Raw genomic sequence first — 18,457 nt, 5'->3', positions numbered from 1 at the left:
CGGGTTGTTCCATGTTTTCCAATCCTGACCTCCTGAAGTTCGTCTTCGGCCGGTTGACCCTCGATGCCATCCCCTATCACGAGCCGATCCTGGTCGTGACCTTCATCGGCGTCGTCATCGGCGCCATCGCGGTGCTCGGCCTCATCACCTATTTCAAGTTCTGGGGCCCGCTCTGGAACGACTGGATCTGCAGCGTCGATCACAAGAAGATCGGCATCATGTATGTGATCCTCGCCGTCATCATGCTGTTGCGCGGTTTCTCCGACGCCATCCTGATGCGCATCCAGCAGGCGATCGCCTTCAACGGGTCCGAGGGTTATCTGCCGCCGCACCACTACGACCAGGTGTTCACCGCCCACGGCGTCATCATGATCTTCTTCGTGGCGATGCCCTTCGTCACCGGCCTGATGAATTTCGTGGTGCCGCTGCAGATCGGCGCGCGCGACGTCTCCTTCCCCTTCCTGAACAATTTCTCCTTCTGGATGACCACCGCCGGCGCGATCATCATCATGCTGTCGCTGTTCATCGGCGAATTCGCCCAGACCGGCTGGCTTGCCTATCCGCCGCTGTCGGGCGCCGCCTATAGCCCGGGCGTCGGTGTCGACTATTATATCTGGGGCCTGCAGGTGGCCGGTGTCGGAACGACGCTGTCGGGCATCAACCTGATCGCCACCATCGTCAAGATGCGCGCGCCGGGCATGACCTTCATGAAGATGCCGGTCTTCACCTGGACGGCGCTCTGCACCAACGTCTTGATCGTCGCCTCCTTCCCGATCCTGACGGCAACGCTCGCCCTGCTGTCGCTCGACCGCTACGCCGGCACGAACTTCTTCACCAACGACCTCGGCGGCAATCCGATGATGTACATCAACCTCATCTGGATCTGGGGCCATCCGGAGGTTTACATCCTGGTGCTGCCGGCCTTCGGCATCTTCTCCGAAGTCGTCGCCACCTTCTCGGGAAAACGCCTGTTCGGCTACGCCTCGATGGTCTACGCCACCTGCGTGATCATGATCCTGTCCTATATCGTCTGGCTGCATCACTTCTTCACGATGGGCTCGGGTGCTTCCGTCAACTCCTTCTTCGGCATCACCACGATGATCATCTCGATCCCCACCGGAGCGAAGATCTTCAACTGGCTGTTCACCATGTATCGCGGCCGCATCCGCTTTGAGGTGCCGATGCTGTGGACGGTCGGCTTCATGGTGACCTTCGTTATCGGCGGCATGACCGGCGTCATGCTTGCCGTGCCGCCGGCCGATTTCGTGCTGCACAATTCGCTGTTCCTTATCGCCCACTTCCACAACGTCATCATCGGCGGCGTTCTCTTCGGCATGTTCGCCGGCGTGAACTACTGGTTCCCGAAGGCCTTCGGCTTCAAGCTCGATCCCTTCTGGGGCAAGCTGAGCTTCTGGTTCTGGCAGATCGGCTTCTGGTTCGCCTTCATGCCGCTCTATGTGCTCGGCCTGATGGGCGTCACCCGCCGCATGAGCCAGTTCGAGGACCCGTCGCTGCAGATCTGGTTCATCATCGCCGCCTTCGGCGTCGGCCTGATCGCGCTTGGCATTGCCGCCTTCCTGATCCAGATCGTCGTCAGCTTCATGAAGCGCGAGGAACTGCGCGACGACAGCGGCGATCCGTGGGACGGCCGCACGCTGGAATGGTCGACCGCCTCGCCGCCGCCGGACTACAACTTCGCCTTCACGCCCGTCGTCCACGACCATGACAGCTGGTACGACATGAAGAACCGTGGTTATGCGCGTCCGCTTGAGGGCTTCCGGCCGATCCATATGCCGAAGAACACCGGCACCGGCGCCATCCTCTCAGGCATCAGCGTCGCGCTGGCCTTCGGCCTGATCTGGTACATGTGGTGGCTGGTCGTCGCCTCCTTCGTCGCCCTGCTGGTCGTCGCGATCGGCCATACCTTCAACTACCGACGCGACTTCCACATCCCCGCCGAAGAGGTGACCGAAACGGAAGGCAAGCGCACCGCGCTGCTTGCCGAGCAGGTGTAACCATGAGCGATCAGACCATCGACACGGCCGCAAAGCCTGAATTCTACCTGACGGAAGATCATCATCCGGAGAACAGCACCAATCTCGGCTTCTGGCTCTACCTGATGAGCGACTGCCTGATCTTCGCGGTGCTGTTTGCCACCCACGGCGTGCTCGGCCGCAACTATGCGGCCGGTCCGTCGCCGGCCGATCTCTTCGATCTGCCGATCGTCGCCCTCAACACCTCGATGCTGCTGTTCTCGTCGATCACCTACGGCTTCGCGATGCTGCAGATGGAGCGCAACGCCAAGGCGGAAACGCTGTTCTGGCTCGGCGTCACCGGCCTGTTCGGCGCCGCCTTCATCGGGCTCGAGCTCTATGAGTTCATCCATCTGATCCACGAAGGCGCCGGGCCGACGCGCAGCGCCTTCCTCTCCTCCTTCTTCACGCTGGTCGGCACGCACGGTCTGCACGTCACCTTCGGCATCATCTGGCTGATCACGCTGATGGTGCAGGTGTCGATGCACGGGCTGGTCGAAGCCAATCGCCGCCGCCTGATGTGCCTGTCGATGTTCTGGCACTTCCTCGACGTCGTCTGGATCGGCGTCTTTTCCTTCGTCTATCTCCTGGGAGTTCTCGGATGAGTTCGCAAGCACCCGCGCATGAGGATGCCCACGAGGCCCATCACGGCCACAGCCACGGTCATCAGGCCGGCCACGGCACCTTCCGCAGCTACATGATGGGCTTCGCGCTCTCCGTCGTCCTGACCGCCATTCCCTTCTGGCTGGTCATGGCAGGCGTGTTCGCCAGCCCGGCGGTGACGGCGGTGCTGGTAATGGGCATCGGCGCCATCCAGATCGTCGTCCATATGGTCTTCTTCCTGCATATGAACCCGCGCAGCGAGGGCGGCTGGACGATGATGGCGCTGATCTTCACCATCATCATCGTCGCCATCGCGCTCTCCGGTTCGCTCTGGGTCATGCATCATCTCAACAGCAACATGATGCCGATGAGCCCCGAGATGATGAAGAACATGCCGTGATCATCACCGAGCGCCGGCGGCAGCGTCGCCGGCATCGGGTCAGCCGATGAGCGAGTCTTTCCCGGACAAATCGGAACGGCGGCCTTTTCAGGCAAAACGCATGATCTTCTGCGTCTGCCTGGCCCTGCTTGTCGCAGCCCTCGCGGCGCTCGGCACCTGGCAGGTGCAGCGCCTCGCCTGGAAGCGCGATCTCATCGCCCGTGTCGATGAGCATGTGCATGCCGCACCAGTGTCGGCACCGGCGCAGGCCGATTGGGGCAAGGTCAGTGCCGCCGATGACGAATATCGCCGGGTGATCGCAGGCGGGACGCTGGCGAACGACAAGGAAACGCTGATCTACGCCTCCACGGTGCTCGGTCCGGGGTATTGGGTGATGACGCCGCTTATCCTTGCCGACGGCACGGCCATTCTCGTCAATCGCGGCTTCGTGCCGATCGACAGACGCGATCCGGTCACCCGTCGCGCCGGCGAATTGTCAGGTCCGGTCGAGATCACCGGCCTCATGCGGATGACCGAGCCGAAGGGATCGCTGCTGCAATCCAATGACCTCGCCGCCGACCGCTGGTATTCGCGCGATATTGCGGCAATCGCTGAAGAGCGCGGCATCGGCGCGGTCGCGCCCTATTTCATCGATGCCGATGCGACCGCCAATCCGGGCGGCCTGCCGGTCGGCGGCCTGACCATCATCCATTTCCCCAACAACCATCTCGTCTATGCACTCACCTGGTACGGGCTGGCGGCAATGGCGCTCGCCCTGCTGGCGTTCATCCTTCGCGGCGAGATCGGAAGAGGCCGCCGGGAGTAGTGCGGCCCGGCAATTGGTTGCGCCGGCTGGCTTCAGCGCAACCGGATTAATATCGTGTAAAGCGATCTCCGATATTTCTGACCGGAACAGAATAGATAAAGCTGCACATGAACCGGCCGGATTACATTCCCAGTCTCGATGGCCTGCGCGGTATCGCCGCGCTGCTGGTCGTTCAAGCCCATGTCGGACTTATCTTTCCCGGCACATCGGCGCATGTAACGACCATGGGCAGCGAAGCCGTCGGCTTGTTTTTTGCCCTCAGCGGCTTCCTGATGGCCCATCTCTACGGTTCGCGGCCGGTGACCAGAGAAAGCGTGCTTGATTTTCTGGTGAGCCGCTTTGCCCGCATCTATCCGGTTTATCTCGCTGCCGTTCTGCTCGTGGCGATGCTGTCCGGCATACAGAATCTGGACTTCGTCCAGCCCATCACCGGCGCCACGGACTTTGTCCGCCATGTCCTTCTTCTCGGCTCGAGTGGTGTCTTCTGGTCGATTCCACCCGAAATTCAATTCTATCTGCTCTTCCCGATCCTATGGCTTTGCCTGGCCCGCCCGCAGCGCTACAGCGGCGTCATCGTCGGTTTCGCAGTCATCGTCGTCGTCGATGGTCTGCTGGAATTGCCTGGACCTGGAATATTGCTCGTTTCCAAACTCCCCTACTTTCTTTTCGGCGCACTTGCCGGGCGGATGCATTCCTACTGGGATAGATGGACGCCATCCGCGCTCACGGGAATTTTGACGCTGTTCCTTCTGGTGGTGTTCTTCACCTACCGGAATCTCGCGCCTGGTTTTTCCCCTGAATTCTGGAGCCTGCAAAGCGCGGCCGCCGCAGCCGTCATCGTGGCGCTCGTCGCACGACAACCTCCCATTGCCGCCCATGTCCTGGCAGCCGCACCGGTGAGGTTTCTCGGGACGATCAGCTTCTCCCTCTATCTTTTCCACGTCCCCATCATGTTCCTGGTGCATCGGAGTTTTGAGACTGTGATGCCGGAACCGGCGCTCATCGCGGTGGCGCTGTTCGTTGCGGTGGGAGGCGCATGGTTCCTGCATGAGACGATCGAAGTCCCGAGCCGACGCCTGCTCGTCGGCTTCTGGCAGCATCACCGGTGGCGCGTTACCGCGCGCGAAACTCCGGCTGAGCAGGTCGAACGAGCCATCCTTGACCTGCAGGAGACCGAAAAGCGCCTCCTGAGCGGCGCAGCTTCAGTCACGGCGGGCGAACTGCGGGAGGGAACAGGTGGCGATGTCATCCAGGATGATGGCGGCGAGAAGCGTCGCGCCTAGAGCATGATGCCGAAAAGTGTGAGCGGTTTTCGGACGACATCATGCTCTAACTCTTTAATTGAGAACAGGATTCAGATTTTAGGCCAACCGAGCCTAAAATCATCCTGTTCTAGCACAGCCGCTCCAGCTCGTTAATTTTGCGCAATTCCGGACGGAAAGCCGCGTCACATTTTTCCTGGCATTGCTCTAAGAAGCCACCCGGCTGATCGCATCGGCGAGTTGCGCCTGCGAGAAGGGTTTGCCGAGGCGAGGCAGGTTGGCCATGCCCGTTCCTTCGGGGAGCTCGGCGTAACCGGTTGCGAGAATGATCGGCATCTCCGGCCATTCCCCGCGGATCGCCTCGGCGAGCTCGGCGCCGGTCATGCGCGGCATGGCATGATCGCAGATGACAAGATCGACCGGCTGCCGGCGCAGGATCTCAAGCGCTTCGGGACCCGCCATCGCCTCGAACACGGTATGACCGAGATCCTCCAGCATCAGCGTGGTATTCATCAGCACCAGGCCATCGTCGTCGACGGCGACGATGCGCAGCCGGCGCGGCGCATTTGCTGCGCGTTGCGGCGGCTCGGCCGCGACCTCGGTCACCTGCTCGGCATGGACGACCGGGAACCACAATTCGGCCGTCGTGCCTTCGCCGACGCGGCTCTTCAGCATCAGGCGGCCGCCGGACTGGGATGCAAGGCCCTGCACCATGGAAAGGCCGAGACCGGTGCCCTTGCCGACACCCTTGGTGGTGAAGAACGGCGTGACGGCCTGCTCCATCGTCTTTGCATCCATGCCCTCGCCTTCATCGATCACCGCGATCCTCACATAGCGGCCATGCGGCAGCGGACCCTTGCCTGACGGCACGGTCTCCTCGGAGGCGCGCAGCGCGATCCGGCCGCCGGAAGGCATGGCGTCGCGGGCGTTGACCACGAGGTTGAGGATCGCCATCTCCAGTTGGTTCGGATCGGTGACGATCGTCGGCAGCCGGACGGGATAAGAGGTCTCGATCCTCGTCAGCGGCCCGAGCGAACGGCTCAGCATGTCCATCATGCCGCGCACCAGCCCGGAGACGTCGATCGGCTCCATATGCAGTTCCTGCCGGCGGGAAAAGGCCAGCATACGCTGCGTCAGCGCCGCGCCGCGCTGCGCCCCCTGCATGGCATTGTCGACAAGCGATGTCAGCGACAGATCCTGCGGCATGCGTTTCTTCAGGATTTCCAGACTGCCGAGCACCGCCATCAGCAGATTGTTGAAATCATGGGCGATACCGCCGGTCAATTGGCCGATCGCCTCCATCTTCTGCGACTGAAACAGCTCTTCGCGGGCCTGCTCCAGCGCCCGCTGGGTCTCCATCTTCTCGGTGATATCGCGGGTGATCTTGGCAAACCCCAGCACACCGCCTTCATCGTCGCGGATGACGTCGATAACGACGCTGGCCCAGAAGCGGGTGCCGTCCTTGCGGACGCGCCAGCCTTCCCGCTCGAACCGGCCTTCGGCGCGCGCGATGCCGAGGGCCATCTGCGGCACGCCGGCTTCGCGGTCCTCCGGGGTATAGAAGGTCGAGAAATGCCGGCCGATGATTTCATCGGGCCGATAGCCCTTGATGCGCTCGGCGCCGAAATTCCAGCTGCTGACATTGCCGTCGGGATCGAGCATATAGATCGCATAATCCGAAACGCCCTGGACCAGCCGGCGGAATTGCTCCTCGCTCTGGCGGATCGCCTTTTCGGCCGCTCTGCGTTCGGTCAGGTCCCGGGTGATCTTGGCATAGCCGATGAGGTCGCCGGAGGGACGGCGGATCGGGTCGATGATCACATGCGCCCAGAAGCGGGTTCCGTCCTTGCGCTGGCGCCAGCCCTCCCCCTCGAACCGGCCGTGCTCCTTGGCGGTTGCGAGCGCGCGCTCCGGAATTCCCGCGGCGCGGTCCTCTTCCAGATAGAAGCGGGAAAAATGCTCGCCGAGAATTTCCGAGGGCTTGTAACCTTTGAACCGCTGAGCACCGGTGTTCCAGCTGGTGACGATGCCTTCGGGGCTGAGCATATAGATGGCGTAGTCGGTGATGGCATCGACTAAAAGGCGAAAGCGCCCCTCTTCGTTAAGGGACGTATCTTGTCGATTCAGCACTTCCATCGGCCCCTCTTACTCACCAGCGCTTTATAACGCGGCGGCAGGGCGGATGGTTCCGAAGCGGCCTCAAAATTTCAGACCGCCTTGACCTGCGGATAGAACTGCGCGCCGACCCGCTCGGCAGCGGCATAGGCCTGCTGGACGATCTCCGGCACCAGATCGATATCCGGCAGGCTGCCGAGGCCGAGCGGGCCGATGGCAAAAAGGCCGGCGACGGTCGAGCCGTCCTCCAGGAAGGGCTCGCCGCGCGCATTGACCGCCAGCCCGAGCGAGAGTTCGTCGGGCATGGCGAGGCCGGCGGAAAACAGGCTCTCGATCAGCGGCGCGGATAGATCCGGCGCCTGACAACGGCAATCGATGACGCGCTCGGCATGGATGACCTCCTCGACCATGGAACCGGCCGGCGTGAAGAACAGGCCGCTGAGGCCCCGGCGGCCGGCTCGGCCGCGGCGCAAAACGGTGCGGCCTTCGGCGAGCTCGCGTTTCAGGCGCAGATGCATCGCCTCCGGCAGGCGGTTGCGATGGCTGTCGTAGATTGCCCGCAAATGCCGGTTGAATTGGTGTTTGTGGCGCGCCGGCAGCGAACGCCAGAGCGAGCGGGCGTGTTTCCTCAGGCCGTTCATCACCGATTGCCAGCTTCGGCCCTCCTCCTCAGCCTCGCGGCAGGCCTGGCGGACGAAACGCACGATGTCGGGCAGGCTCTGCGGCAGCGTTTCGGCCGGAAAGACCGGATCGGCGGAATTCGGCGTATGGCTCTGGGGCAGGAAACCGCGCCGGGAAATGATCGTCACCTGGCCGGCGTAACCGGCATCGCGCAGTTGCAGCAACTGGTCGACGACGCGGATGCCGCTGCCGAGCAGCACCGCATGCGGCCGCGCGACAAGCCGCTGCGCCCTGACCGGCGAAGCCTCCTCGCCGCCGGCGCCCTCACCGTTCAGGCCATAGCCGGTGGCCAGCATCACGGTGTCGAACAGCGGATTGGCCGGATTGGCGCTTTCGAGCAGGAAGCGGTTGCCGTGGCTCCTGCGGATCGCCACCACCGGATCGTTGCAGACCTGGACGGTGATGTCCCGGCGCGCGGCCAGCGCTTCGGAGAAACGCTGATAGACATAATCGCTGAAGATTTCCTTCGGCACGAAGATCTGCCGGAAACCGGGGATGGCGGCCGGCACGGCGGCGCGGAAGGCCGTATTGCTGCAGAGCCAGTCGTTGAAGTCGTCGCTGTCGCCGACTGCGACCGAGAGATCGCGCACACGGGTGTTGAGGATCGTCGAGGCGCGTACCGAGGCCAGCGCCTGCCCGCCGCTGACCGAGGAATTTGGATCGAACAGCTGCAGATGGAAGGGCGCACGCACCGTCTTCATCAGCGCGATCGCCATCATCATCCCGGAAAAACCGCGCCCGACGATGGCAATGCGCGGCACGGCTGAGATCTGCGCCGCCGCATTGGCCCTGGCGGAAAAAAGTCCTTGAACCGTCATCGCAACTCCTTGGCGGCTTCATCCGCACCGTGTGTCGATCGAGGTTTCAACGCATGGATAGCGGGTCATGCGTTGATGAGGTTCATGCGGCCATTCACGAACATTTGCCGCGGAAGCGAAGTCCGAGCCGGAGGCCCCGGAAGTGCACGGGCGGAGCAATCACGCCCGTCTATAGTCTATCAAACTAGTCGTGTATGAAAGCGCCAAATGGCGCCCGTGGCAAGAGCTTTGTTGCCACGGGGATTCAAGTCTTTGAAAGATAAACGATTTAGACGGGCCGACTTCAGCCTTCCTCGCCTGGATATGGCTTGGCCTTCAGCAGGCTCGCCAGATGCGCCGTGTTGCGCGCCAGCATGTCGACTGATGTCGTCACGACCTTCGGCACCTTGTCGAGGTCGACGAAATTCTTGGAACCCATCGCCTCGCCGACCCAGTAGGCGACGGCATTGGCCGGAATGGTGAAGCCGACATCGTTCAGCGCCTGGAAAAGCTCGGCCGACACATGATGGGCGCCGTCCTCGTTGCCGACGACGGCGACGGCCGCGACCCTGCCATAGGAGACCATGCGGCCCTGGTCGTCGGTCTCGTCGAGGAAGGCGTCCATGCGCTCCAGCGCCCGCTTGCAGACGCTCGACGGCTGGCCGAGCCAGATCGGCGTCGCCATGATTAGGATGTCGGCGGCGAGCAGCTTGGCGCGAATATCGGGCCAGTCGTCGCCTGCGCCTTCGTCGGATGTAACGCCCGGCTTGACGTTGAAATCGGCAAGCCGCAGCACGTCGGTCGTGACGTCATATTCGGACAGTGCCTTGTCGATGAGACCGATCATCCGGTCGGTGGAGGACGGCTCCTTGGCGTCGCTGGTCTTCAGTGTTGCATTGAGAGCGAGGGCTTTCAGCGGCATGGATCTCTCCCCGGTAACGGCTGCCTGACAGGGTTTGCCTGCTGCAACCCACCCGCGCGCCGATTGTTCCCGCAAGGATGCGAGGCGACCTCACGTAAAAATAACCAGTTGGTGAATTCTTTACTTGAACCCCCAAATGGAATCGGCAAAAGTGACGAGGCTATCAATCCTTTCATGGATTTGCCGTCTTTTCGGGCCAGCGTCCGACCACACATCTATTGGAAAAACACCGTGAGCAGCGATGCGTTAATACGCGCGACGAAGCCTTCGGCTTCGATGGCGCTTGCAACTGCGGCAGGCTGGGGCCGAGGCCTCTTCACATTGGTGCGCATCACCATGATGGCCTTCCGCCACCCCTGGCAATCGGGCTTTGCGATCGGCGCCACGCTTGTCGCCTCGACCTTCCAGCTGATGATCCCGCGCCTCCTCGGCCAGGCCGTCGACCACACGCAGATGGCGATGAGCGGCGGCGCGGCCGGCCAGGCGGCGCAGGACGCGCTTCTGACCACGGCGCTGCTGCTGCTCGGCGCCAGCGTGCTGCGCGGCCTCTTTACCATGGTGCAGAACTATTACAGCGAAGCCGTCGGCCACCACATCGGCTACGAATTGCGGCTGGCCTGCTATGAAAAGATCCAGCGGCTGTCCTTCAGCTTTCACGACACCGTACACTCCGGCGATCTGATCACCATCGGCCTGCTCGATCTCGAAGGCGTGCGCATGTATTTTTCCACCGCGCTCGTCCGGATGATCCTGCTCACAGTGCTGATCGGCATCGGCGCCTATATGCTGCTGTCGACCGACATGGTGCTCGGCCTTCTCGCGCTCTCCTTCGTGCCCTTCGTCGGCTGGCGCTCTTCGGTGACGCAGCTCAGGCTGCGCGCCACCTGGCTCGACCTGCAGGAGCGGCTGTCGGTGCTGACCCGCATCATGGAGGAGAATCTCGGCGGCATCCGCGTCGTGCGCGCCTTTGCCGCGCAGGACCACGAAATGTCGAAATTCGAGGCAGCCTCGAAAAATGCATTGGCGCTCGCCCATCAGCGCGTCGGCATCCGCGTGATCAATACCAGCGCCATGACCTTTTCCTTCTTCGCGGCGATGGGCCTGGTGCTTTTCGTCGGCGGCGGCAAGGTGATGTCGGGCGAGATCACCGTCGGCACGCTCGCCTCGTTCCTGACCTTCATGACCATATTGCAGATGCCGGTGCGCCAGCTCGGGCTGATGGTCAATGCCTTTGCCCGCGCCTCCACCTGCGGCTCGCGCCTCTTCAACCTGCTCGATCTCGATATATCGATCAAGGACGCGCCGGATGCGAGGGACTTGGCGGTGACGGACGGCGTGCTGCGCTTCGAGAATGTCAGCTTCGCCTATCCCGGGTCGGAAAAACGCACCGTGCTCCACGATGTCTCCTTCGAGGCTCGGCGCGGCCAGACGATCGGCATCGTCGGGCCTCCCGGCAGCGGCAAGTCGACCATCGCCCATCTGATCCCGCGCTTCTACGACGTCACCGGCGGCAAGATCACCATCGACGGCCAGGATATCCGCAAGGCGACACTGCAATCGCTGCGCCGGGCCGTTGCCGTCGTCCAGCAGGATTCCTTCCTGTTCACCACGACGATCGAAAACAATATCGCCTATGGCGACCCCTGGGCGAAGGAAGGCCGCATCGAACGCGCCAGCGAAAGTGCCCAGCTGCACAATTACGTGCTCGGCCTGCCCACCGGCTACGGCACCGTCGTCGGCGAGCGCGGCGTTTCGCTGTCCGGCGGCCAGCGGCAGCGTCTTTCGATCGCCCGCGCGCTGATGCTGAAGCCTGCGGTGATGGTGTTCGACGATTCCACCGCGGCGATCGACGCGGCCACCGAGCAGCGCATCCGCAGCGCCATGCGCCGCTATGCCGCCGACCGCGTGACGATCATCGTCGCCCACCGCCTGAGCTCGCTGATGCATGCCGACCAGATCCTGTTCGTCGAAGACGGAAGGATCGTCGAGCGCGGAACCCATGCGGCGCTGCTGGCGCTCGGCGGACGCTACAAGGCGCTCTATGAACTGCAGGTGCGGCCGGGCGACGAGGTGTTGAGCGCGTAACTCCCTTCTCTTCCCACCAGGAAGAAGAAGACAAGCAATGAATGTGCGGGCCAGCGGATCAATGGCCGCAGGAGGAGTGTGATGGCCGAGGAACTGGAAACCGAGCGTCCCGACGTTCGCGAGGATGGGCGCCGCCCGCCGCGGGCGGTGGTCGGTTCGCATCGCGTCGAGGAGGAGATGTTCGGCAAGGCCTTCGACGGCAACATCGTCAAGCGCATCTGGGCTTTCGTTCATCCCTATCGCCGCCAGGTCGCCTGGTCGGTCGTCGCCGTCCTCACCTTCACGATGATGCAATTGCTGATCCCGCTGATCATCCGTTACGCCATCGACCACGGCATGTCGCCGGGCGGCAGCCATTCGGCGCTGATCTGGTCGATCGCCGCCTTCGCCATCGCCATCCTTATCAACTTTGCGGCAAGCTACGCGCAGGAGACGCTGGTCGGCGGCGTGGCGGAGGACGTGCTCTTCGATATCCGCAGGGCGATGTTCTCGCATCTGCAGCGTGTCTCGCTCTCCTTCATGGACAAGACCGAAGTGGGGCGCCTGATGTCGCGCCTGCAAGGCGACGTCAATTCGATGCAGGAATTCCTCGAAACCTCGGTTCTCTCGGTCGGCGACATCGTGCTGCTCTTCGGCATCGTTTTCGTGATGCTCTATCTCGATTTCAAGCTGGGGCTGCTGACGCTTTCGGTGTTGCCGGTGCTGTTCATCGTCCGGCTGTTCTGGCTGCCGCTCGCCCGCAAATCCTTCATGGCCGCCCACGAGACCAATTCGGTTGCAGCCGGCGCCCTTGCCGAAGCCATCCACGGCGTGCGCGCCGTCCAGAGCATGGACCGGCAGGGCGTCAACTTCACCCTTTACGACGACAAGGCGCATGCCAACTTGCAGACGCATCTGACGGCGGCGCGTTATGCACAGGTGATGGTGCCGATCGTCGACAGCCTGACGGGCGTCGCCATGGCGCTGGTCATCGTCGTCGGCGGCGCCCGCGTTCTCAACCAGGCGCTCGATGTCGGCGTGCTCGTCGCCTTCCTGTTCTATATCCAGCGCTTCTTCGACCCGATCCGGTCACTGACGCTGCAATATTCGGTGATGCAGCGCGCCATGGCGTCGGGCCAGCGGCTGACCGAGGTGCTCGACGTGCCGGTCGACATCAAGGACGCGCCCAATGCCAAGGCGCTATCGCGCGACATGGACGGCTCGGTCGAATTCAAGGACGTCGTCTTCGGCTACAACCCGAAGCATCCGGTGCTGAAACATGTGAGCTTCAAGGTCAATCCCGGCGAGACGGTGGCGCTCGTCGGGCCGACGGGCTCGGGCAAATCGAGCTGCATGTCACTGATTCACCGCTTCTACGACGTGCAGCAGGGCCAAGTGCTGGTCGGTGGCCACGACGTGCGCGACCTGACGCAGGATTCGCTCGGCGCGCAGATCGCCATGGTGCTGCAGGAACCCTTCCTCTTCACCGGCACCGTCTTCGAAAACATCCGCTACCACAAGGCGGAAGCGACGCGTGAACAGGTGATCGAGGCGGCCAAGGCCGTCGGCGCCCATGAATTCGTCATGCGCCTGCCCGATGGTTACGACAGCGTTCTCGGCGAGCGCGGCGGCAATCTTTCGCTCGGCCAGCGCCAACTTTTGAGCTTTGCCCGCGCGCTGGTGGCGGATGCGAAGATCCTGGTGCTCGACGAGGCGACGGCCAATATCGACAGCTACACCGAGATGCTGATCCAGAAGGCTTTGGTGAAGCTGCTCGAAAATCGCACCGGCCTCGTCATCGCCCATCGCCTCGCCACGATCCGCGAGGCCGACCGCATCATCGTGCTGCAGAACGGCGAGATCATCGAAAGCGGCGACCACCGGCAATTGATGAAGAACGGCAAGCTCTATTCCAGGCTCTATAACCTCAACTACGCCTCCTTCGACGATATTCCCGAAGACGTGCTGGAAGAGACGACGGCGACGCAATCGGCGACCTAAGACTAAAGCCGGATGACATGCGTTAACGCATGTTGCAAAGATTGAACGAACCAACGATTTGCTGCCGCATTTCTCTTTTATCCGGAGTGCGAATGCCACTGAGGAGAAAATTATGAAAAGAATCATCAGCAGCCTGTTGATCGCGACGGCCCTTGTTGGATCGGCTATTCAACCTGCTGCCGCACGCGACCACCATCGCCATCACGACAATACCGGCCGCATCATCGCCGGCGGCGTTGCCGCAGGCGTCGTCGGCGGCCTGATCGGCGGCGCACTCGTCAATGGCGGCGGCCCTCGCTACGTCGATGAAGGCCCGCGTTATGTGGAGAGCCCGCGCTATGTCGAGCAGCCGAGATGCTGGTATGAGGACCGCGACGTCCGCAACCGCTATGACGGCGGCTACCACGCCGAAACCGTGCGGGTCTGCGAGTAGACCTGAAGTTTTGAAGTGGTGCTGAATTCGTCAGTGCCGCTCGACCCTGAGCCGAGGCTGTGTTGCGCAGCCTCGGTTTTTTTAGTTCATATCAACGGCATGCCGGCCTGAAGAGCCGCCCCTCATCCGGCTGCCGCCACCTTCTTCCCGTAAACGGGGCGAAGGGACCAAGCCGCGACCTCTCCGTCCCTCGCCAACGTCTCGCGGGGCACGTCCCCTCTCCCCGTCAGAACGGGGAGAGGGTTAGGGTGAGGGGCAGCCTTTGGCACGAATCGGTCGGTCATCACAACAACAGTACTTTCGCAAAAATTTCCGCCTGCCCGCATCTGTCATGCAACTGTCGGAGACTAGCAACAGCTGAGAGCCGCCCAACGCGCCGTCGCACTGGTGGAACGCCGGCTTGCGAGCCCATCATCTGCCGAAGCTTCCAGCCGTAACCTCCCCTCCCATGGCTTTTCGCAGGCGTCGTCCTGTGGCAAGAAGGGTCATGACACCAGGCGCCGCAAAGGGAGGAAGATCGCCAGAGATGAAGGGAATTCGCCAGCTCGCCGAGCATCTCGACATTTCGATCGGCACCGTGTCCCGAGCGCTGAACGGCAAGCCCGACGTCAATGACGAAACGCGCCGGCGCGTGCTCGCCGCCGCCGAAGAACTCGGATACGTCGCCAACCAGTCGGGCCGCAGCCTGCGCCAGGGCATGACCAACGTCATCGGGCTGATGCTGGAAGTGAGCCGCGAGACGGTCGAAAACAGCGACGACTTTTTCCTCGGCGTCACCGACGGGCTGCAGAGCGTTTTTTCCCGCCACAAGCTCGATCTGGTCATGCTGCCCTGCCCTGACGACGAGGATCCGCACGAATATCTGAAGCGCATGGTGGCGCGCCGCCTGGTCGACGCGCTGATCATCTCGGCGACGCGGCGCACCGACCGGCGCATCGAGCTTCTGGAAAAGGCCCGCATCCCCTTCGTGGCGCTCGGCCGCAGCGCGTCGGGCGGCAGCTATACCTGGATGGATCTCGATTTCGAGGGCGTGGCGGCGCGCGGCGTCGACCGGCTGGTCGCCAAGGGCCATCGGCGGATCGCGGTGGCCGCCCCCTCCTCCGATATCAACCTCGGCTATATCTTCCTCGACAGTTACCGCCAGGCGCTGCAGCGCCACGGCCTTGCCTTCGACCCGGCGCTGGTCATCCGGGTCAAGTCGAGCGAACAGGGCGGCTATCAGGCCGGCCACGAACTGCTGATGATCGACGAGCGGCCGACCGCGATCATCCTGATCCATGAACTGATGGCGATCGGGCTTTACCGCCGGCTGGCCGAAGCCGGCATCGTTCCCGGCCGCGACCTTGCCGTCGTCGGCTTCCGCGAGGAGCCGCGCACCCATTTCCTGCAGCCGTCGCTGACCTCCTTCCGCATGTCGCTGCGCGATCTCGGCGCCCAGCTCGGCGAAACCCTGCTCGCCAGCATGCCGGCCTATGCCGAGCACTATCCGCAGGGCGCCCGCAACCGGATCTGGCCGCTGGAACTCGTTCCCGGCGAAAGCGACGCTTTCACGCTGACCGGCTGAAGCCCTCAGACCCGGCTCGGCGCCACCGGAGGCTCCCGGCTCGACAGCTGACGCGTGACGAAGAAGACCAGGAGGGCGCCGGCGGCAAGGCAGGCCGCCAGGAAGAACATCGGCGCGATCGTGCTGCCGCTCTCATCCTTGATCCAGGGCACGACGTTCTGGGCGACGAAGCCGCCGAGATTTCCGACCGAATTGATGGCGGCAAGGCCGGCGGCCGCCCCCGCGCCCTTCAGGAAACGCGAAGGCAGGCTCCAGAACACCGGTTGCGGCGCGAAGATGCCGGCCGCGGCAACGCAGAGGAAGGCGAATTGCAGGGCGTGGTTCGGGATCAGCGCCGAAAGCAGCAGGCAGGCGGCGCCGATGAAGGCGGGAATGACGATATAGGGCGTCTTCGATTGCGCCTTGTCGGCCATGGCGGGCACGACATAAAGCGCCACCGCCACGAGCAGCCAGGGAATGACGTTGAGAAATCCATTGACCGTGTTGGTGACGCCGAAGGCCTTGACGATGGTCGGCAGCCAGTAGCTGAGCCCGTAGGCCGACAGCGGAAAGGCGACATAGCAAAGCGCCATCAGCAGCACACGCGGGTCGATGAGCGCCTTGAAACCATCTCCGGCATTTTCGCCCATGCCGGCATTTTCCGAGGCGAGCCGGCGTTCGAGCCAGGCCTTTTCCTCGCCGCTCAGGAAGCTCGCATTCTCCGGCCGGCCGGGAAGATAAAAGAAGGTGACGATACCGGCGAGGACGGCCGGAATGCCGGTCGCCAGGAACACCCATTCCCAGCCGGCAAAACCGTAAAGGCCATCGAGATCGAGCAGCAGACCGCCGAGCGGCGCGCCGACGGCATTGGCGATGGCGCTGAAGATCATGAACAACCCGACCATCCTGCCGCGATAGGCGGCGGGAAACCACAGCGTCAGCAGATAGAGCACGCCCGGAAAGAAGCCGGCCTCGCACACCCCGAGCAGGAAGCGCAGGATATAGAACATCGTGGCGTTCTGGGTGAAGGCGAGCGCAACAGTGACGATGCCCCAGGAGACCAGGATGCGGGCGAACCAGACGCGGGCGCCGAGTCTTTCGAGGAACAGGTTGCTCGGCACCTCGAAGAGAAAATAGCCGATGAAGAACAGCGAGGCGCCAAGGCCATAGGCATATTCGCTCATCCCGAGCGCGTCGACCATCTGCAGCTTGGCGAAGCTGACATTCTGCCGGTCGATATAGGCGATGAGATAAAGGACGCCGAGAAACGGCATCAGCTTCCAGGTGATTTTCGAGATCAGCCGCTTCTCATCAACCATGCGTATTCTCCGGAATGACTATGCTACGTCGGAACGTAGATAGCGCCGCCCGTCAATATTCAATTGCGCGAGGTATTTTCTCTGGTGCCGCAACCCAGATTGGTGGCCGCACCCGGGGTTCGGGTGCGGCCGGTGTTTGACTATTCGGCAGCTGCGACGGCGGCACGGCGGCCGATCGTTGCCTGGGTCAGCACGAAGGCCGCGAAGGCGCAGACGGCGATGCCGGCGGCCATCGGAGCGGCGGTGCCGTCGAAGAACAGGCTCGAGATCACCATGGCGACGGCGGCGATGACGAAATGCAGCGTGCCCATCAGCGACGAGGCGGTGCCGGCGATGGCGCCGTGATCCTCAAGGGCGAGCACCGCGCTCGTCGGGATGACGAGGCCAAGAAAGCCGTAGCCGATGAACAGGAAGCTCGCCAAGACGGGCAGCTGGTTGAAGCCTGAGGCCATCACCACCGCCATGGCCACCATCGCCAGCGCGAAGGCGCTGACGGCAATGCGCATGACGCGCACCAGACCGAACCGTTCGCCGAGCCAGCCGGTCGCCTGCGACACCGCGAAGAAGGAGACGGCATTGATCGAGAAGGCGAAGCTGTATTGCGTCGGCGTCAGCCCGTAATGCTGGATCAGCACGAAGGGCGAGTTGGCGAGATAGACGAGGAAGCTCGAAATGCCGAGACCGCCGATGAAGGTCAGTGTCAGGAAATTGCGGTCGGCAAGCAGCAGCCGGTAGGCCGCCATGGCGCTTTTCAGGCCGCTGCCGCTACGCTCCTTGGCCGGCCGGGTTTCCTCGAGCTGGGTGGCGAGCAGGACGAGGCCGATGAAAGCGGCGATCATCACCGCCCAGAACACGCCGCGCCACCCGTAGAATTCGATGACGGCGCTGCCGGTCAGCGGCGCCAGGATCGGCGAGATCGAGAAGACCAGCATCAGCAGCGACATCAGGCGCGCGGCCTGCACGCCGGTATGCATGTCGCGGACGATGGCGCGCGGGATGACCATGCCGGCTGCACCGCCGATGCCCTGGACGAAACGGAAGGCGATCAGCGTTTCGATGTCGGTCGAAAGCGCACAGCCGATCGAGGCGACAGCGAAGACGCCGATGCCGAGATAGAGCGGCAGCTTGCGGCCCCACATATCCGACAGCGGCCCGTAGACGAGCTGGGCGAGCGCAAAGGAAATGAAGAAGGCGAGAAGGGTCAGCTGGGTGACGTTGTTATCGGCATGCAGATCCTGGCCGATGGATGGCAGCGCGGGCAGATACATGTCGATGGCGAAAGGCCCGATGGCCGATAGAAGGCCGAGAATGAGGGCGATGCGAAAGAAGGGAGCCGTCATAATGGTGATCTTTCACAAAAGCGCGAGCGGAAGCGTTGGATCGTCGTTCCGCCGCATTGCTCTTAAGGGTTCGATGATGATTGTTCGCGCGCGAAGACGAAGTTGGGAGCTCATATCTTCAGCGGAACCAGGCGTGTCA

Annotated in this window: 14 protein-coding genes; 9 read left to right on the top strand and 5 right to left on the bottom strand. The window is 62.8% G+C overall.

Going from position 1 to position 18,457, the window contains the following annotated elements:
* Positions 1 to 11 precede the first annotated feature (11 nt).
* The 5 genes from cyoB to AMK05_RS27730 all read left to right on the top strand — a co-directional run bounded on the left by cyoB (position 12) and on the right by AMK05_RS27730 (position 5,124).
* Positions 12 to 2,015, top strand: coding sequence for a cytochrome o ubiquinol oxidase subunit I (gene cyoB / locus AMK05_RS27750; RefSeq protein ID WP_064842945.1), 2,004 nt, complete (start codon positions 12 to 14; stop codon positions 2,013 to 2,015).
* A gap of 2 nt (positions 2,016 to 2,017) precedes the next feature.
* Complete coding sequence (gene cyoC, locus AMK05_RS27745; RefSeq protein ID WP_064842943.1) at positions 2,018 to 2,638, top strand: cytochrome o ubiquinol oxidase subunit III; 621 nt, start codon at positions 2,018 to 2,020, stop codon at positions 2,636 to 2,638.
* Positions 2,635 to 3,036, top strand: coding sequence for a cytochrome o ubiquinol oxidase subunit IV (gene cyoD / locus AMK05_RS27740; protein WP_064842940.1), 402 nt, complete (start codon positions 2,635 to 2,637; stop codon positions 3,034 to 3,036). Before cyoC ends, cyoD begins: the two co-directional genes overlap by 4 nt.
* A 46-nt stretch (positions 3,037 to 3,082) precedes the next feature.
* Positions 3,083 to 3,841 (top strand): SURF1 family protein, encoded by a 759-nt coding sequence (locus AMK05_RS27735; RefSeq protein WP_064842938.1) that lies wholly within the window; start codon positions 3,083 to 3,085, stop codon positions 3,839 to 3,841.
* A 107-nt stretch (positions 3,842 to 3,948) separates the two neighbouring features.
* Positions 3,949 to 5,124, top strand: coding sequence for an acyltransferase family protein (locus AMK05_RS27730; protein WP_064842936.1), 1,176 nt, complete (start codon positions 3,949 to 3,951; stop codon positions 5,122 to 5,124).
* Positions 5,125 to 5,310: 186 nt separating this feature from the next.
* Here the strand turns inward: AMK05_RS27730 and AMK05_RS27725 are convergent, their stop codons facing one another.
* The 3 genes from AMK05_RS27725 to AMK05_RS27715 form a co-directional block, all read right to left on the bottom strand.
* Positions 5,311 to 7,239 (bottom strand): hybrid sensor histidine kinase/response regulator, encoded by a 1,929-nt coding sequence (locus AMK05_RS27725; RefSeq protein ID WP_064842934.1) that lies wholly within the window; start codon positions 7,237 to 7,239, stop codon positions 5,311 to 5,313.
* Positions 7,240 to 7,310: 71 nt separating this feature from the next.
* Positions 7,311 to 8,717, bottom strand: coding sequence for an FAD/NAD(P)-binding protein (locus AMK05_RS27720; protein WP_064842931.1), 1,407 nt, complete (start codon positions 8,715 to 8,717; stop codon positions 7,311 to 7,313).
* Positions 8,718 to 9,000: 283 nt separating this feature from the next.
* Positions 9,001 to 9,618 (bottom strand): flavodoxin family protein, encoded by a 618-nt coding sequence (locus tag AMK05_RS27715; RefSeq protein WP_064842929.1) that lies wholly within the window; start codon positions 9,616 to 9,618, stop codon positions 9,001 to 9,003.
* A 276-nt stretch (positions 9,619 to 9,894) separates the two neighbouring features.
* Between AMK05_RS27715 and AMK05_RS27710 the strand changes: the two genes are divergently transcribed.
* The 4 genes from AMK05_RS27710 to AMK05_RS27695 all read left to right on the top strand — a co-directional run bounded on the left by AMK05_RS27710 (position 9,895) and on the right by AMK05_RS27695 (position 15,680).
* Positions 9,895 to 11,703, top strand: a complete 1,809-nt coding sequence (locus AMK05_RS27710; RefSeq protein ID WP_082935796.1) for an ABC transporter ATP-binding protein — start codon at positions 9,895 to 9,897, stop codon at positions 11,701 to 11,703.
* An 81-nt stretch (positions 11,704 to 11,784) separates the two neighbouring features.
* Positions 11,785 to 13,683: an ABC transporter ATP-binding protein gene (locus AMK05_RS27705; protein ID WP_064842924.1), complete on the top strand. Its 1,899-nt coding sequence runs from the start codon at positions 11,785 to 11,787 to the stop codon at positions 13,681 to 13,683.
* 112 nt (positions 13,684 to 13,795) lie between these two features.
* On the top strand, positions 13,796 to 14,116 hold the full coding sequence (locus AMK05_RS27700) for a hypothetical protein (RefSeq protein ID WP_064842921.1): 321 nt from the start codon (positions 13,796 to 13,798) through the stop codon (positions 14,114 to 14,116).
* 526 nt (positions 14,117 to 14,642) lie between these two features.
* Positions 14,643 to 15,680 (top strand): LacI family DNA-binding transcriptional regulator, encoded by a 1,038-nt coding sequence (locus tag AMK05_RS27695; protein ID WP_064842919.1) that lies wholly within the window; start codon positions 14,643 to 14,645, stop codon positions 15,678 to 15,680.
* Positions 15,681 to 15,685: 5 nt separating this feature from the next.
* On the opposite strand, the gene AMK05_RS27690 is transcribed toward AMK05_RS27695, so the two are convergent.
* Both AMK05_RS27690 and AMK05_RS27685 read right to left on the bottom strand, forming a co-directional pair.
* Positions 15,686 to 16,978: an MFS transporter gene (locus AMK05_RS27690; protein ID WP_064842916.1), complete on the bottom strand. Its 1,293-nt coding sequence runs from the start codon at positions 16,976 to 16,978 to the stop codon at positions 15,686 to 15,688.
* Positions 16,979 to 17,118: 140 nt separating this feature from the next.
* Positions 17,119 to 18,318: a multidrug effflux MFS transporter gene (locus tag AMK05_RS27685; RefSeq protein WP_064842913.1), complete on the bottom strand. Its 1,200-nt coding sequence runs from the start codon at positions 18,316 to 18,318 to the stop codon at positions 17,119 to 17,121.
* Positions 18,319 to 18,457 lie beyond the last annotated feature (139 nt).

Origin of the sequence: Rhizobium sp. N324 (assembly GCF_001664485.1) — a bacterium.
Taxonomy (GTDB): Bacteria; Pseudomonadota; Alphaproteobacteria; order Rhizobiales; family Rhizobiaceae; genus Rhizobium.
Note: the sequence above shows the minus strand (reverse complement) of the source record. Positions and strands in the feature narration are given on the sequence as shown.

Bases quoted from the DNA above. Each gene is read 5' to 3' on its own strand.
- cyoB (WP_064842945.1), top strand. From the start codon at position 12: ATGTTTTCCAATCCTGACCTCCTGAAGTTCGTCTTCGGCCGGTTGACC.
- cyoC (WP_064842943.1), top strand. From the start codon at position 2,018: ATGAGCGATCAGACCATCGACACGGCCGCAAAGCCTGAATTCTACCTG.
- cyoD (WP_064842940.1), top strand. From the start codon at position 2,635: ATGAGTTCGCAAGCACCCGCGCATGAGGATGCCCACGAGGCCCATCAC.
- AMK05_RS27735 (WP_064842938.1), top strand. From the start codon at position 3,083: ATGAGCGAGTCTTTCCCGGACAAATCGGAACGGCGGCCTTTTCAGGCA.
- AMK05_RS27730 (WP_064842936.1), top strand. From the start codon at position 3,949: ATGAACCGGCCGGATTACATTCCCAGTCTCGATGGCCTGCGCGGTATC.
- AMK05_RS27725 (WP_064842934.1), bottom strand. From the start codon at position 7,239: ATGGAAGTGCTGAATCGACAAGATACGTCCCTTAACGAAGAGGGGCGC.
- AMK05_RS27720 (WP_064842931.1), bottom strand. From the start codon at position 8,717: ATGACGGTTCAAGGACTTTTTTCCGCCAGGGCCAATGCGGCGGCGCAG.
- AMK05_RS27715 (WP_064842929.1), bottom strand. From the start codon at position 9,618: ATGCCGCTGAAAGCCCTCGCTCTCAATGCAACACTGAAGACCAGCGAC.
- AMK05_RS27710 (WP_082935796.1), top strand. From the start codon at position 9,895: ATGGCGCTTGCAACTGCGGCAGGCTGGGGCCGAGGCCTCTTCACATTG.
- AMK05_RS27705 (WP_064842924.1), top strand. From the start codon at position 11,785: ATGGCCGAGGAACTGGAAACCGAGCGTCCCGACGTTCGCGAGGATGGG.
- AMK05_RS27700 (WP_064842921.1), top strand. From the start codon at position 13,796: ATGAAAAGAATCATCAGCAGCCTGTTGATCGCGACGGCCCTTGTTGGA.
- AMK05_RS27695 (WP_064842919.1), top strand. From the start codon at position 14,643: ATGAAGGGAATTCGCCAGCTCGCCGAGCATCTCGACATTTCGATCGGC.
- AMK05_RS27690 (WP_064842916.1), bottom strand. From the start codon at position 16,978: ATGGTTGATGAGAAGCGGCTGATCTCGAAAATCACCTGGAAGCTGATG.
- AMK05_RS27685 (WP_064842913.1), bottom strand. From the start codon at position 18,318: ATGACGGCTCCCTTCTTTCGCATCGCCCTCATTCTCGGCCTTCTATCG.